Source organism: Paenibacillus psychroresistens, assembly GCF_009728935.1.
Classification (GTDB): Bacteria; Bacillota; Bacilli; order Paenibacillales; family NBRC-103111; genus Paenibacillus_AC; species Paenibacillus_AC psychroresistens.
Map to the genome: position 1 here is coordinate 3,448,120 of NZ_CP034235.1, position 14,237 is coordinate 3,462,356.

Annotated in this window: 17 protein-coding genes; 14 read left to right on the forward strand and 3 right to left on the reverse strand. The window is 39.0% G+C overall.

Going from position 1 to position 14,237, the window contains the following annotated elements; genetic code table 11:
* The first annotated feature begins 127 nt into the window (after nucleotides 1-127).
* On the forward strand, nucleotides 128-328 hold the full coding sequence (locus tag EHS13_RS15340) for a hypothetical protein (RefSeq protein ID WP_155701178.1): 201 nt from the start codon (nucleotides 128-130) through the stop codon (nucleotides 326-328).
* A 1-nt stretch (nucleotide 329) separates the two neighbouring features.
* Here the strand turns inward: EHS13_RS15340 and EHS13_RS15345 are convergent, their stop codons facing one another.
* The gene (locus EHS13_RS15345; protein ID WP_155701179.1) at nucleotides 330-1,001 is read right to left on the reverse strand and encodes an SOS response-associated peptidase; all 672 of its coding nucleotides are present in this window, start codon (nucleotides 999-1,001) and stop codon (nucleotides 330-332) included.
* A 161-nt stretch (nucleotides 1,002-1,162) separates the two neighbouring features.
* Between EHS13_RS15345 and EHS13_RS15350 the strand changes: the two genes are divergently transcribed.
* From EHS13_RS15350 to EHS13_RS15385, 8 genes are all read left to right on the forward strand, one after another.
* Nucleotides 1,163-1,555 carry a YhjD family protein gene (locus tag EHS13_RS15350; protein ID WP_155701180.1) on the forward strand — a complete coding sequence of 131 codons (393 nt, stop codon included), beginning with the start codon at nucleotides 1,163-1,165 and terminating at the stop codon, nucleotides 1,553-1,555.
* Complete coding sequence (locus tag EHS13_RS15355; RefSeq protein ID WP_227013951.1) at nucleotides 1,548-2,813, forward strand: DNA polymerase IV; 1,266 nt, start codon at nucleotides 1,548-1,550, stop codon at nucleotides 2,811-2,813. The genes EHS13_RS15350 and EHS13_RS15355 overlap by 8 nt, the downstream gene beginning before the upstream one ends.
* The gene (locus EHS13_RS15360; RefSeq protein WP_155701181.1) at nucleotides 2,810-3,139 is read left to right on the forward strand and encodes a YolD-like family protein; all 330 of its coding nucleotides are present in this window, start codon (nucleotides 2,810-2,812) and stop codon (nucleotides 3,137-3,139) included. Before EHS13_RS15355 ends, EHS13_RS15360 begins: the two co-directional genes overlap by 4 nt.
* 194 nt (nucleotides 3,140-3,333) lie before the next feature.
* Nucleotides 3,334-3,621, forward strand: a complete 288-nt coding sequence (locus EHS13_RS15365) for a hypothetical protein (RefSeq protein WP_155701182.1) — start codon at nucleotides 3,334-3,336, stop codon at nucleotides 3,619-3,621.
* A 391-nt stretch (nucleotides 3,622-4,012) separates the two neighbouring features.
* Entirely contained in the window at nucleotides 4,013-4,885 is an 873-nt protein-coding gene (locus tag EHS13_RS15370) for a leucine-rich repeat domain-containing protein (protein ID WP_155701183.1), read from the forward strand.
* 131 nt (nucleotides 4,886-5,016) lie between these two features.
* Complete coding sequence (locus tag EHS13_RS15375; protein ID WP_155701184.1) at nucleotides 5,017-6,540, forward strand: spore germination protein; 1,524 nt, start codon at nucleotides 5,017-5,019, stop codon at nucleotides 6,538-6,540.
* 25 nt (nucleotides 6,541-6,565) lie between these two features.
* The gene (locus tag EHS13_RS15380; RefSeq protein WP_162463131.1) at nucleotides 6,566-7,645 is read left to right on the forward strand and encodes a Ger(x)C family spore germination protein; all 1,080 of its coding nucleotides are present in this window, start codon (nucleotides 6,566-6,568) and stop codon (nucleotides 7,643-7,645) included.
* 48 nt (nucleotides 7,646-7,693) lie between these two features.
* Nucleotides 7,694-8,824, forward strand: coding sequence for a GerAB/ArcD/ProY family transporter (locus tag EHS13_RS15385; RefSeq protein WP_155701186.1), 1,131 nt, complete (start codon nucleotides 7,694-7,696; stop codon nucleotides 8,822-8,824).
* A gap of 39 nt (nucleotides 8,825-8,863) precedes the next feature.
* Here EHS13_RS15385 and EHS13_RS15390 read toward each other — a convergent pair whose 3' ends face one another.
* Entirely contained in the window at nucleotides 8,864-9,817 is a 954-nt protein-coding gene (locus EHS13_RS15390) for an oxidoreductase (protein ID WP_155701187.1), read from the reverse strand.
* A 176-nt stretch (nucleotides 9,818-9,993) separates the two neighbouring features.
* Here EHS13_RS15390 and EHS13_RS15395 point away from each other — a divergent pair, with 176 nt between their 5' ends.
* From EHS13_RS15395 to EHS13_RS15415, 5 genes are all read left to right on the forward strand, one after another.
* Nucleotides 9,994-10,545: a TetR/AcrR family transcriptional regulator gene (locus EHS13_RS15395; RefSeq protein WP_155701188.1), complete on the forward strand. Its 552-nt coding sequence runs from the start codon at nucleotides 9,994-9,996 to the stop codon at nucleotides 10,543-10,545.
* A 93-nt stretch (nucleotides 10,546-10,638) separates the two neighbouring features.
* Nucleotides 10,639-11,502: an alpha/beta fold hydrolase gene (locus EHS13_RS15400; protein WP_155701189.1), complete on the forward strand. Its 864-nt coding sequence runs from the start codon at nucleotides 10,639-10,641 to the stop codon at nucleotides 11,500-11,502.
* Nucleotides 11,503-11,757: 255 nt separating this feature from the next.
* Nucleotides 11,758-12,690, forward strand: coding sequence for an aminoglycoside phosphotransferase family protein (locus EHS13_RS15405; RefSeq protein WP_155705377.1), 933 nt, complete (start codon nucleotides 11,758-11,760; stop codon nucleotides 12,688-12,690).
* 58 nt (nucleotides 12,691-12,748) lie between these two features.
* A complete protein-coding gene (locus EHS13_RS15410) occupies nucleotides 12,749-12,991 on the forward strand; it encodes a DUF3892 domain-containing protein (RefSeq protein ID WP_155701190.1) in 243 nt (80 codons plus the stop codon).
* Nucleotides 12,992-13,115: 124 nt separating this feature from the next.
* Entirely contained in the window at nucleotides 13,116-13,541 is a 426-nt protein-coding gene (locus tag EHS13_RS15415; RefSeq protein ID WP_155701191.1) for a DUF2935 domain-containing protein, read from the forward strand.
* 32 nt (nucleotides 13,542-13,573) lie between these two features.
* On the opposite strand, the gene EHS13_RS15420 is transcribed toward EHS13_RS15415, so the two are convergent.
* Nucleotides 13,574-14,137: a D-glycero-alpha-D-manno-heptose-1,7-bisphosphate 7-phosphatase gene (locus tag EHS13_RS15420; protein ID WP_155701192.1), complete on the reverse strand. Its 564-nt coding sequence runs from the start codon at nucleotides 14,135-14,137 to the stop codon at nucleotides 13,574-13,576.
* Between the last annotated feature and the right edge of the window lie 100 nt (nucleotides 14,138-14,237).

Genomic DNA, 14,237 nt, shown 5'->3' on the forward strand with positions numbered 1-14,237 from the left:
AATTCCTCTTGTAATAGGAATGTATGTTCGGTATTATGGATATAACAAAAGAGAACACTAGTTCTATTCTGCTGACGGGAATTGGATCCTTACTATCGGTTATCAGTATCATTCGGAGGTGGGCGGCATGCTTGAGAAATATGTCGGACGAATTGTGGAGATCATTTATGTGGATAAGCATAAGAAGATTACCCAACGCCTAATCGAGGTTAGGTTTATCGAAGGGGATATGGTAAAGGCCTATTGCCTGAAGCAAAAGGCGCCAAGAGTTTTTAAGCTGGCAAGTATTCTTGCTGTGTGGCCCATCTCTAGGGCCAAATCCGGATGAGTTATACCGGCAAAGCTTCAATACATTCTATGCGATCATTCTTTACGTTGCCTACGATCTTGGAAACGGGATAAGCGATCATTTTTTCTGTAGGAAAGGGGCGTAACAAAGCCTGCAAATCCTCCGTCTTTTGTTGCTTGTCCAACCATATCTGTTCATCCTCGCGCCTCAATATAACCGGCATTCGATCATGGATGTCGGCCATCAATTCATTCGGGGTTGTTGTAATAATCGTGCAGGTGCTTATCTTGTTCCCATCGGGTGCGGTCCAAGTATCATATAAGCCAGCCATAGAAAAAATGCCTTCGTCTTTAAACATAATTCGCATAGGCTGTTTATCTGTACCAATTTTCTTCCATTCATAGAAGCTATCGGCGGGAATCAAGCAACGTTTTCGTTGGAAAGAAGTGCGGAATGCCGGTTTCTCCGCAACGGTATCTGCGCGGGCATTGATCATCTTATAGCTCATTTTTTCATCCGGAGCCCAGTTAGGAATTAATCCCCACTTCAGCTCTCCGAGCCGATTTTTCTCTCCATCGCTTATGACTGCCATGACCAGCTGACCCGGCGCCACATTGTACCTAGGTGTATGGTAGCGGTCTAGGGGAATCTCCATCATATAGTACCTCATGAGCTCATCCATTGTAATCACGATCGTATAACGTCCACACATTCTAATCACCTCCAGTCTAGTATAAACAAATGGCAATGTATTTTATAGAGAAATATTTCCCAAAAACATGGAGTTGAAATACGAACTTTTGTTCGGTATACTACATATACTAATATCGAATGCATGTTTGTTTTGTGAGATTATGAAGGGAAGGGAGCGGGATGAAAAGACCCCAGAAGGTTACGGAAGCTGAGCTAGTTATGGTCAAGAAATCCTTGCTTTTTCCAGTCATTCTCGATGTGTTAACGTACGATTCCAAGCATATGGAAATCACGGGTGTTAAAATCCCGATTATTTATAACCTCCTTCTAAAAGGTAAACAGCAGCAAGCGATAAACGATATAACGCAGGAACTGAATGCTGTAAAACGGGAAATGAGGCTATGTGGTATCAAGATTTTGCAAGAAAAAAGAACCAATTTGAGTATTGAGGCAGAATATTTATGCAGAGGGTACCCCTATCATTTTTCAATGTTATGGGGGTTTGTTAAGGCAGAGGTTCAAAAAAAGCTAAGTGTTTATTTCGACACACATCAGGGAGTCATACATGAATAATAAACCTTTAAGAACAGTGATGCTTTTGGACTGCCAGAGCTTCTATGCCTCTGTGGAGAAAGCTGCAAATCCCGAATACGCAGATAAGCCGCTTGCCGTTTGCGGGGACCCCTTGCGCCGCTCGGGGATTGTGCTTGCTGCATGCCCGCTTGCCAAAAAAGCTGGAGTAACTACAGCCGAGAGAATTGGCGATGCCATTGGCAAATGCCCAGATATTATCGTCGTGAAGCCACGGATGCAAGAATATATTCGCGTTTCCCTGCAAATCTCCGATATTTATCGTACCTTTACCGATCTGGTGGAGCCTTATAGTATCGATGAGCAATTCATTGACGTGTCCGGATCAAGCAAGCTTTTCGGATCTGCAAAGGATATAGCTAGATCCATCCAGCAGCAGGTTAAAGAAGCAACGGGTGTCTGGGTTAGGGCAGGCATTTCCGAGAATAAGATCCTAGCCAAGATGGCCTGCGATAATTTCGCTAAGAAGAATTCAGAAGGCATTTTCGAACTGCCTCAGAAAGATATAGCTAAAGATTTGTGGCAGCTGCCCGTGAACAAAATGTTCATGGTTGGCTCGCGGATGATGAACCATTTTATGATCATGGGGATTCATACCATTGGTGATTTGGCCAAGGTACCGTTGCCGAGATTAAAAACCATGCTGCGCACGCGTTTTGGCAAGCAAAGTGACATCCAAGCAGAGCAGTATTGGCGAATTGCTAACGGGATAGATGATTCGCCGGTAACGCTGGATACTCATGATACGCAAAAGTCGATCGGCCACCAAATGACGCTGCCGCGCGATTACCGCTCACTTGAAGAAATTCTGGTTGTGATCCTCGAGCTAGCCGAGCTGGTTTGCCAGCATACTCGCGCCAAGGGATATATGGGCTGGGTGGTTAGCGTTGGCTGTATGGGAGCGGACTACGGTAGACCTAGCGGATTCTTCCGCCAGATGAAAATGCCCGATCCAACGAATCTGGCGGAGGACGTATACGAGATAGCAAAGATTCTAATTGATAAGCATTGGGATAAGCAGCCTGTGCGCAAGGTTGGAATAACCTTGAGTGACTTAACAAGCGATCAGGAGTACCAATATGTGCTATTCGGCGATCGCGAGAAGAAAATGGGCTTAGCCCATACGATGGATAGAATCAAAGAAAGGTATGGGGATGCGTCGATCATGAAAGCCGTCTCTGTATCCAAAGCAGGTCAAGCCAAAGACCGCAGCAACAAAATTGGAGGCCACTACAAATGAGCAAAAAGCTGGAGAAAAACGGGCAGTGGGAATCCTCGCGCATGATGCTGCCAGAGCACCGCGAGGCGATTCTCGAACAGAACCGCTCGCTGAAGAAGAAGGTAAAGCCAGAGATGGATGAGCAGGTGCAAGAAGAAATCCTCCGAGCGATTGGTGTGTCGATGTGGCTGAACCTACCAATGACCTTCGTCTTATATGATGAGATAGCAGACTATGAGCTAACGGGCATTGCCGTTAAGATAGATACATCCAATCGGATGGTTAAGGTAAGAGAGGCTGCGGATGAAAGCTGGATTAAGTTTGTTGATATTGTGGGGGTTCATTGATTTTTGATATAACGAATCAATATAGAAAAACGGAGATGATCCTTGCATAACTCCGTTTTTTTGTATACATAGTAGGAATAGAATATTAAATAAATAATTTTCTTGATAATCTAATAATTGCAATATATTTGAAATAACTAGTTCAGAACGGTCACATAAGCAGACATCGAATTCATTTTTCAGGAGGAATAACAATGGAGTTAAAATCGGAAGTTAGAATTGCCTTGGAAAACATTAATTTTTATGAAAGAAATAGAGCATTAGCCAAGAAATATGATTTTGATTTAAAAAAGACAATGAGAAGATATGATAACCTAGAAGTAATCCGAATATTCAATGATTTGGGTTACAGCGCAGAATACGATAATATCGAAGATGGTTTCTTGATAGTGGAAAAAGACACTTTATTAAAATTTCAATTTTCGTTTGATTTAAAATACAGCATAGTAAATTTAATTTGGGCTATATGGGTGGAGAAATAAGTAGTTGGTGGAAAATGGGCAACCATTATAGATCAAATGTACGGAAAGTACGACGATGAAAAATTAAAATTGCCTAAATTCCGGAATTATGCAGAATTGAGAGAAATCCTAGAACAATCGTTAATTATTTATGAAGACTTAAAAAGAGAGTTGATTTCCATTTATAGTAACCAACAAGAAGTATAGTTCAGAGTAAAATTTTGGCCACAGTGGATAGCTCCTTACTGTAGCTATTCAAAAAGGCTTGGGAATTTGGCTTGAACATTGATATTGTAGGGGGCATTTAACTGGATAAAATTGTAATAACGAGGATTTTGTTGTAAACTCATAATTGTGCTATATTCTACCAATGGTATTTTGTAGCATAATTCATAAATAGAAAGGTGAATCTATGAAAAGAAATGGGATTGGTATTCCATTGATTATAGCAGCAGTGTTTGCTGGTTTGATCCTTTTTAATTTAAACCATATGAATAAAAATAAAGATAACAAGCTTGTTATTAATAATAAAAAAGTTGAAGAAAAAGTAAGAGAGAGTCTTAATATCGCCGGCAAAACCCCACTTGAAAAAGCAGATCTATTAAAAGTAACTAAGCTCTCATTAAGTGGGATTTCTCTGACTAATTTGAAGGATGTCTCTAAATTAGTCAACCTTAAAGAATTAGATTTATCTGAGAATAAAATCACTTCCATATCCGGTATTAAAAAATTAATAAATCTTGAGCAAGTAAGCTTTGCCAATAATACTATTAAAGACATAACTGAGCTGAAAAACCTCGTCAAACTGACATATTTAAATATTGCTTCTAATCAAATTGAAAATATAGACTCCATCGCCTATCTTAAAAACCTTACTACAATAGACCTTATTCATAATAATGTAACTGAAATAGATGCATTGCAGCATCTGCCTGAGCTTGATACATTAACATGTGATGATAACAATGTTAATAATATTGAAGCTTTGAAGAGTCTTAATAAACTAATTGTTTTGGGTGTAGGGATGAACCCGATTACGGATTTAACACCTATGTATTCGTTAAAAAATCTAGAACTTCTCTCGGTACAAGACATGGGAATAACAAAAGTTGATTGGGTGGAGAATCTTCCAACCCTTACCGTTTTGTATATATTTGATAATGAGATTAGGAATATTGAACCCTTAAAAAAGCTAACACATTTAAACTCTCTCAGAATAGAAAACAACCAAATTATAGATTATACAATACTTGATCAAATGAAAATTGAAAAACTCTCCAAATAATATCTCGAACGATCAAGCATGCGATTTATTGCATGCTTTTTTTGTTGCATAGTTAATTGCAGCTTCGATGATACTAAATATGGAATGTACCTCTTTTTTCATATAACACCTCAAAATTTGGAGACCTGATAATGCGAAAAAAACAAGCTAAGAGTGAAGTCTACAATGACATATTGAAAACGGATCTGCCGGACATCGCTCATTTAATAAAGCTATCCCAGAAATCAAGTGATTTTATTAGGAGCACGATCTTCTTTTCCGAGCAAAAATTATATCTTTCCTACTTTGGAACTTTAATTGATGATAAGGTGTTTCAACGGCATTTAATTCTTGCTTTGCAAGATAGTGTGGTAGATGAAGAAATTAAAGATATTGAAGAAATCCGCAAATGGATTCCGATTGAAGAAATTGAATTTACCGATAAGATCGACGTTATTCAGACGAAGCTGATGAAAGGCCATGTCATAGTTCGATTGAATGAAAACGATCAAAAATGTGCTCTGATACCTTTAGCCAATAAACTAGGATTAAGGTTAAACAATGATACCGAAAATGAATTTAGTGTTGTCGGTCCGAAGGTTGGATTTGTTGAAGATCTAGAAACCAATATCCATTTATTGCGAGTTAAACTCAATATTCCTAATTTAATTGTTAAAGAATTTACAATTGGGAGCATATCAAGGTCAAGGATTGCCATTGTGTATATTGAAGGGGTAACGAATGAACAGATCATCCAAACCGTTGAACAAAGGCTAAGCGATATAGATTTCGATGTTTTATTCGATTCTTCCATGTTGGATCAGATCATTTCAGACAGCTCATTGACGCCTTTTCCTTTGTTTTTAAGCACAGAGCGGAGAGATCGGGTAGTATTTGCGCTTATCAGTGGGCAAGTGGCTTTCATAATGGATGGATCACCTTATTTTATTACGGGACCGTCTACCTTGTTTGATTTTTTTATTTCTCCTGAGGACTACTATTTGCCTTGGATTCTAGGCTCCTTTTTTCGGCTGATTCGGATTTCGGGTGTCATTTTTTCTTTGTTTTCTACTGCCCTGTATGTGGCCATTATGACTTTCCATTATGAAGTTATTCCGCACAATATGTTGGGTCCCCTCGTTTATTCTAGACTTAATGTCCCATTCCCTCCTATCATGGAGGCACTATTCTTAGAAATTACAATTGAATTTTTACGTGAGGCAGGCGCAAGATTACCGACAAAAATTGGTCAAACCTTAGGAGTTGTTGGAGGAATAATTGTCGGTCAAGCCGCAGTTCAAGCCGCTTTTACAAGTAATATTCTAATCATCATAGTTTCTTTATCCGCATTAGCTTCATTTACCACACCAATTTACAAAATGGCAAATGCCATCCGATTCTTGCGTTTTCCGCTCCTTATTTTGGCAGCTGTTTGGGGCATATTGGGTATTTTTATTGGGATAGGCTTCCTAATAGTACATCTCACACGCTTAAAATCACTGGGACATCCTTACACAGTACCCATTTATCCTTTAAGAGTAAAGGATTTGAAAGATAGCTTCATCCGCTCTTCCTTTCAATTAATAAATAGGAGACCCGGTTATTCAAGAGCAAAATCATTATTAAGATATGTCCCTAAGTCATTAAAACGTAAATATGATTGGGATGAGGACTAGGTTTTTAGAGAGGGGAGCGAGTATTTTGGCTAAAATATTCCTTAGTTTAGTTCTCTGTGTTTGTTTGACGGCTTGTGGCGAACAGAAAATAGTCAATAACATTAGACTTGTTCATACCATTGGTTATGACATGGCTGGAGCGAACATAAAGGGAACTGTACTTATGGGAGATTATAAGAAGCAAGGGGAAGATGATATTCTACTCTTGGATACGGTATCCAACTCCGAATTTGATCTTATGCCAAGATTAAATACAAAAACAGAGGATCCCATTGAATATGGACAATTAGGAGTTGTGTTGTTTGGAAAAAAATTCTCGAAAAGAGGAGTAGCACTTATTATGAAAAATCTTTGCGGCGATCCTAATATTTCCTCACGAATGCACCTTGCTGTAGCCGATATGGATGCCACAGAGCTATTGGAAATAACGAGGCAATCCAAGAACTCTTATTTTTTGTCCGATTTAATCGAACAGAATGTAAAAAAGGGGAATTTGCCAAGGAATAATCTGCAAATCTCATTGTTTAATTTTTATGGGAAAGGACGTGATATGTATTTGCCGCATTTATCACAGGAACGTGGAAATGTCAAAATAGATGGCCTTGCATTATTTAGAAAAGACAAGTACATAACTAAGATCAACATAAGGGATGCTTTATTATTGAAGCTGCTGATCGAAAATGCAAAAAATGGGAGTTTTTTGGTGCCTCTAGGGGAATCAAAAGATCCTCAAAATGATTTTATTTTATTGAAATTTTTGGATACTAATGTAAAATTCAAACTGGAAAAACGGGAACCAACCCCTTCCATAAGCCTTCATTTAAAGATGGATACACAGATAAAATATGTACCAAACAAGATGAGTTTACAATCTAATGAGGAAATTTCTATTTTTGAGAAGCGGATGGCTGCTTATTTTGAACAAGAAATACAAAGGTTAATATCTTTTGCGAAAAATAACAATGTGGATCCAATAGGTTTAGGTGATTTCGTGAGGAGTAAGTCGGAAAAATGGTCATCTTCAGATTTTCAAGAAAAATATTCTAAATTGGAAACACATGTTGATGTTGAGTTTAAAGTTATCCAATCGGCTTATATTCATTGATGAGAATTATTAATCCTGCACAATAAGGGGAAGGAGTGTTTGAGAACCGTGGAGAATAAAATTAGCGATAAATATAATATTTCTCCTTTTATGGTTTTTTTCCTTTTATATGCGAGCATGGTCGAAGTTGGGGTATTAAATTATCAAAGGATTTTAGTTAACCATGCTGGCTATAATGCTTGGATTTCTATTGTAATCACAGGAATTAGTATCCATTTGATTGTATGGATGATTTATAAAATTATTTCATCGAATGAAGCTAGCATAGACCTTGTGGCGATTAATTCGATATGTTTTGGAGCTTTTACTGGAAAAATTCTCAATATTGCGATAATTCTATATTTCTTTTTTGGTGCATTTATTACTTTTAGAGGCCACGTAGCGGTTATTCAGGTTTGGTTGTTTCCGGCTATGCCCATCTTGCCGATAAGTCTTATTATTGCTGTACTTATTTACTATACGATTTCCGGTGGGTTTCGCTCCATTACGGGCATAAGCTTTTGGGGAACTATTGCCTCCATTATTTGTATTTTACCGCTTCCTTTCTTAATCCTTAGATATCTTCATCCGCAAAATTTATTGCCACTTGTAAACCATTCCTTAGCTGATCTATTGTTATCTTCTAAAAGCATGGTATTTCAGTATTTAGGGATTGAAGCGCTTTTGATGTTTCATCCATTCATTCAAGCTCCAGCAAAGTCGCAAAAATGGGCGCACCTAGCTGTGTTTTCAGCTACCTTTTTATATTTATCGTTTGGCCTTGCTACTTTTATGTATTATAGTGAAGATCAATTATTGCTCAATATTTGGCCAACCATGCATATTATTATGATCCTTGCCGTTCCCTTATTTCAAAGACTGGAGCTTTTTATTGTTTCAGTATTGTTTATAACTATGCTAGCAAGCATTTCTTTAGGGTTATGGGTGGCATGCCGCGGAGCAAAAAACAGCTTGCATATTAAACAACCGCTCAGTCTAATTGCTTTTCTAATCGGATTTCTAATTTTAGAAGCTTTAATAAAAGATTACAACACTATAAAACAGCTTACAGCCTATTATACGACCGTTGGATTTTATTTTATATATGTCTACATCCCTTTAATATTTGTCATTATGCAGATAAGAAAAAAATGGCGGAAACGTTTAAAAAGTCAAAGCAAGCCCGAAAATGCATTTTAGGGCTTGCTAGGCAATTCAATCAGGCAAATAAGATAAGTCTTAAATAAGCTCCTCACTAATGGTCCAAAGCTTTTCGGCAGCCGCTTTATCAATGGCCCATGGACGTACTCCACTGTGAAGCTTGCTATCTGCAGGAACTACCGCTGCTATGTCGCAGTCTTCGCAATATACTCCACCTTTTCCATCCAGTAGCGGACTCACCGCACACCATATTGATGTGGCAGCACCTTGCTCAACCGTTTTAAAGCCTTCGGGAGAAATGAAGGCACCGTCTTCTCCTCGACGAACTCCCCAGGCTGCTAGTTCCTCGTCACCCATGTGCCGAGCTAAACCAGTGAGAATACCACCAGGATGAACAGAAAACGCACGAATACCGTACTCTTTACCTAGTTTATCAAGCTTGACTGCAAAGAGCGAGCACGCAGTCTTTGATTCTCCGTAAGAAATGTCCTTGTTGTACGGTCTCTTGGTAAAATTCAGATCACTGAAATCAATTGGACCTGTCATATGACCGATTGAAGAAAGAGCGACCACGCGCGCGTTGCCCGATTTTTTTAGCGCATCCCAAAGCTTAAGTGTCAGTTGAAAATGCCCCAGATGATTAGTCGCAAATTGCGTATCATATCCACGTTCGTCTTTAATCACCGGAGGGCTAGAAACACCTGCATTATTGATCAGAATATCAAGTGCACGGTCTGACTTTAGAAATTCGGCGGCAAACTGATCAATTGATTTTGGATCAGCGAGGTCAAGTTGGATGACCTCGATGTTTTTTATATTGGAGAGATTGTCTTGAGCCTTCTTAACATCGCGGGCGCCAACGATGACTGTGGCTCCTGCATTTGAAAGAACTCGTGTTGTTTCAAGTCCAATGCCTCCGTGACCACCTGTTACTATCGCAATTTTTCCTCGAAGGTCGCGTCCTGCAAGCGCCTCTTGAGCGGTTGTTTTGGGTCCAAATCCTGAATTTAATGGTTTTTGTTCAGTTATCATAAATGACTCCTTTTAGATGTATTTGTGTTTCAGAACTCCTTAATCAACTATTTAGACATAATACACTTTTTGTCTATTTGCATATAGTATACTACTAGACAAAGTTTGTAAAGTGTATAATAATAAATTAATAATTGATAAAAAGAAACTACATATGCTACAGAATGAGGTGGAGAATGATTGATAAAAAAAAATTACATATTCTTTCGACTGCATTGGATGTGTTCTTCAAGTATGGCTATAATCGTGTGTCTATGAATGAGATCGCTGAGGCCGCTGGGATTTCGCGTCCAGGTCTCTACTTATACTTTAAGAGTAAAAAGGAGATTTTTAGCGCCTCGATTCTTCAATATGGCGACAGTCTTATCGAGGAAATATCAGATGGACTTTCGTCTCAGAATACGATAGAGGATAAGATTCATTATGCGTTTGAAGTGTGGTCTATAAACAAATTTGAGGATTCTTTAACCTCACTAGAAGTAAAAGAAATTACGGATAGCTCCCACTTATTTGCTTTGGAGGCACTCAACTCAGGCTACAGGAAGTTTGAAGTTATACTGACCTCGCTTTTAGAAGCGCATTTTAAATCTACCGGCAGCCAAATCAGTCTTTCTCCACAAGAGTTGGCTTATATTTTAACGAGCGCCTTACGTGGGTTCAAAATCGTCGCTAAGAGCTCAACCGAGCTTCGCAAATTGGTTCATGACTTGCTCGGAATCATTCTCTAGCATTCAAAGAATGAATAAAGTACTTAAAGGCATTCTCTCCACATATTTTTGTTATAACAAGGATATGGCGTCTCTGAAAAGGGAGTTGAGAAGATGGTGCTTTATAAGAAAATAAATATAGATGGGTTGAACATATTTTTCCGAGAAGCTGGTAATCCGAATAATCCAACGATTATTCTTCTTCATGGATTTCCAAGCTCCTCCCATATGTTCAGGGGGTTAATTCCTTATCTGGCTGATCGATTTCATGTGATCGCTCCTGATTATCCAGGATTTGGAAATAGCAGTATGCCTACAACAGACGAGTATAGGTACACCTTTGAGAACCTATCTCTTGTTATTGAAAAGCTAATCGATACGCTCTGTATTTCTCACTATATATTATATGTCCATGATTATGGAGGGCCTATCGGATTTAGGTTGGCCATTCGCAACCCGCACCGTATTCTTGGGTTTGTTATTCAGAATGCGGTAGCCGATGAAAAGGGGTTAGGAAAACCGTTCGATCTGTTTAAAGCTCTTTGGACGGAGAGAAACCCGACAACCGAAAAGGCGTTTGCAGAGCTTACGAGTTTTGATTTTACAAAAAAACAATATTTGACAGGTGTGTGCCAACCTTACTTGATTAGCCCCGATGGATATTCGATGGACCAGTTTTTTTTGGATCGACCGGGAAATAGCCAAATTCAGCTGGAGCTAGGTTACGATTACCGAAAAAACGTCGAAGAATACCCACGCTGGCAACAATATATGCGGATTTATCAACCGCCTGTATTAGTAGCCTGGGGTAAAAATGATTTTATCTTTACGTTGGAAGGGGCATATGCCTTTAGCAGAGAATTAACCCATGTCGAGATTTGTTTTCTATGCGGTGGGCATTTTGTGCTGGAGGAACAAAGCTATCATGTCTCGGAGCTTATCAAGCGCTTTTATGGTTACATGTTTTCGAAACATTAGATCCATTGTAGAAATCGGTGGAGAAAAACAAAAAAAGGCTGTTCCTAAAGTAGAAAATCTACTAGAGGAACAGCCTCTTTTTTTATGGCTATTTCGATCGAGAACTTATTCAACATCATAACAGAACGTAAAGAAACAGTCTATACTTTTCGCTCGATTTTATATATAGTTGGGTTGCCGGCAAAGCCAACGAAACGGAGTGTTGTTCAAATGGAAAATACTTGTCACCTTAATCAAGCTGATTTACAAGCGTATATGGGAAAGGTGTTCGGTACCGGTTATGTAGTTGCAGATGTAAGAAAAATGCAGGGCGGAGCGCAAAAGGTGGTCTATAAAATCGACTGCAGCAATGGCTTCACCTGTGTGATGTACGTATGGGATCTTACGATGAATTATTTTCAAGAGGAAATAGAACAGCAAGATTTAAATAGGCGCTCTTATGGTGCTGATTTATTTGAAATGAACAACAAGTATTTAACTCAACAAGGCATTAAAACCCCCGCTTTATATGATTTGAATCAGGAAAGAGCTCGTTATCCTTTTGATTATGGGCTTGTGGAATATATAGATGGGCTCAAGGCAGAGGTTTATTTTGACCATTCCGACCCACGTGTTCAAGATAAAGTATTTCAGCGGGTGGGAGATATGGTGGCTGGGATGCATAGTAATATAAGAAACACTTTTGGGCCGTTTAATACTAGTGAAATCCTAACAGGGAATTGTCATCAAGGACAAGTAGAGAAGGCCATATCCGATCTAGCTTATGCATCCCTGCATATAGACAACATAGGCAGCCATCAAAGCAAGCTGTTGGATAGATTGTATGAGCTTGAAGCGAAAATTGAATCTAGAAGTCGTTATGGATATATCCATGGAGAGCTAGGTCCTGATCATATACTGGTTAATCATGATTTGGAGCCCTATTTAATCGATATTGAAGGGGCGGAGTTTTATGATATTGAATATGAGCACACATTTTTAGAGCTGCGTTTCGGGAATTATTATCGCTACTTAAAGAATGATAAGTTGGATCCCAATAGGATGTTGTTTTATCGCTATTATCATCATATTTCCTTAACTGCCGGGGGGCTGAAGCTTGAACATCGAGGGTTCTATGATCAAGCCTTTGCTATGGGACTTGCCGCACAACATTCCAAACGTGCCTTGCAATTCATTGGGGTTAATTAGGCGAATTCATAAAAATGTGCAATTAAGCACATGCTAGAAGTACGAGGAGGTGATTACAATGGAGAAACAGGTGCAAACGCAAGAGCAGGTCGAAGCTGTAAGAAAAAATGGTGATGGTGATATAATTGAATTTAAACTGTCATCTGGTAAAGTTGTAGATTATAAGTCAGCTCAAGAAATGGTTAAAAATGATCAGATAGCCAACTTAAACCTATTTAAAGGCCGAGATGACGAAATGCATATAAGATCGAATGCAGATGGAGATAAAAGCAACAATTTAGATTCGCTGCCCACTTTTTAATACTAAGGTTCCTTGGGGTTCTATTCCCGAGGGGCCTTTTCTATCTTGTAAGTTGAAGCACGCACCTGCTGATCCTGCATAGGCTAAAGTGTAGTTACTTTACTATTCAGGGAGGAAGAAAACCTTGCAATTTTATTATGGAGATAAAATGCCGCTGCGTATATTAGATGAAGGAGAGTTTTGGAAGCTTCAGGAAGCAGAACATACAGAGGTTATTCAAGCACTTGTACCTAATCTAGAGCCACAATTTGTTCAAGCATTAAAAGCTTGGGAACAGGCGCTTTCACGCACACAGGCTACTTTCGTTCAATATATAGAAACAGTAGTGCGAGGAGGCAAAGAGCTAAATCAGCAATTTTATACTCAGGTTATGCAGCTAGTACAGTTCGCAGCTGAACAAAGTAAACAATTTATTAAGCTGTTGAACCAGCTAGGAACGGAAAGCCAAGCACTTAAACAGAATGCCACAGCCGTTGTCGTACTGAATCATATACGGCGAGAATCAGAATATTTTATTGGGATTTCTAATGCACTTTTATACCAGCAATAAGCTTGAGACTCCCTCCGCGGAGTCTTTTCTTTTTAACGCAAGCTTAACTCAGGTACTTGACTTAATTCCACAATCCAAGCAACGGCTTCCTTCAAGGAATAGACAACATTATCTACATCAACCACAGGGATAATTTCTTCTTCCTCAATAATTAGAATGGTACGGGTTCCTGCCAATCTGCCAGCAACGATGTCCACTCCCCGATCACCAACGGTAAAGCTGCGTTGCAGGTCAATATTATGTTTTTGGGCTAATTCGAGAATCATAGTTGGCTTTGGCTTTCGACAAGCACAATCAGCATGAGGCTTATGTGGACAATAAGCAATATCATCGATTTGAGCATCAGCTTCCTCAAGAAGCTGTTCGACTAGCTTCACATGAATATCGATTAATGCCTTGTCACTCATATAACCAAGTCCGATCCCTCCTTGATTGGTAATAATAAACACCTTGTAGTTGAGGTCATTGAGGATTTTTATGGATTCGGCAACCCAAGGTAATAAGTAAAGATCACTGGGCTTATTAACAAACTTAACTCGACTGCTGAGCACTTCATTAATAACTCCATCTCTATCTAAAAAAACAGCTTTATTCATTTTTATATTTCCTCCTAGCGGACTCATGGAATTTGAGCAACTTACGCATAATAATGTTTACGATGCCATTATTGGCCTAAAACCATTCATTAGGGAGGAA

Coding starts and splice junctions, on each gene's coding strand:
- EHS13_RS15340 (WP_155701178.1), top strand. CDS start 128: ATGCTTGAGAAATATGTCGGACGAATTGTGGAGATCATTTATGTGGAT.
- EHS13_RS15345 (WP_155701179.1), bottom strand. CDS start 1,001: ATGTGTGGACGTTATACGATCGTGATTACAATGGATGAGCTCATGAGG.
- EHS13_RS15350 (WP_155701180.1), top strand. CDS start 1,163: ATGAAAAGACCCCAGAAGGTTACGGAAGCTGAGCTAGTTATGGTCAAG.
- EHS13_RS15355 (WP_227013951.1), top strand. CDS start 1,548: ATGAATAATAAACCTTTAAGAACAGTGATGCTTTTGGACTGCCAGAGC.
- EHS13_RS15360 (WP_155701181.1), top strand. CDS start 2,810: ATGAGCAAAAAGCTGGAGAAAAACGGGCAGTGGGAATCCTCGCGCATG.
- EHS13_RS15365 (WP_155701182.1), top strand. CDS start 3,334: ATGGAGTTAAAATCGGAAGTTAGAATTGCCTTGGAAAACATTAATTTT.
- EHS13_RS15370 (WP_155701183.1), top strand. CDS start 4,013: ATGAAAAGAAATGGGATTGGTATTCCATTGATTATAGCAGCAGTGTTT.
- EHS13_RS15375 (WP_155701184.1), top strand. CDS start 5,017: ATGCGAAAAAAACAAGCTAAGAGTGAAGTCTACAATGACATATTGAAA.
- EHS13_RS15390 (WP_155701187.1), bottom strand. CDS start 9,817: ATGATAACTGAACAAAAACCATTAAATTCAGGATTTGGACCCAAAACA.
- EHS13_RS15395 (WP_155701188.1), top strand. CDS start 9,994: ATGATTGATAAAAAAAAATTACATATTCTTTCGACTGCATTGGATGTG.
- EHS13_RS15400 (WP_155701189.1), top strand. CDS start 10,639: ATGGTGCTTTATAAGAAAATAAATATAGATGGGTTGAACATATTTTTC.
- EHS13_RS15405 (WP_155705377.1), top strand. CDS start 11,758: ATGGGAAAGGTGTTCGGTACCGGTTATGTAGTTGCAGATGTAAGAAAA.
- EHS13_RS15410 (WP_155701190.1), top strand. CDS start 12,749: ATGGAGAAACAGGTGCAAACGCAAGAGCAGGTCGAAGCTGTAAGAAAA.
- EHS13_RS15420 (WP_155701192.1), bottom strand. CDS start 14,137: ATGAATAAAGCTGTTTTTTTAGATAGAGATGGAGTTATTAATGAAGTG.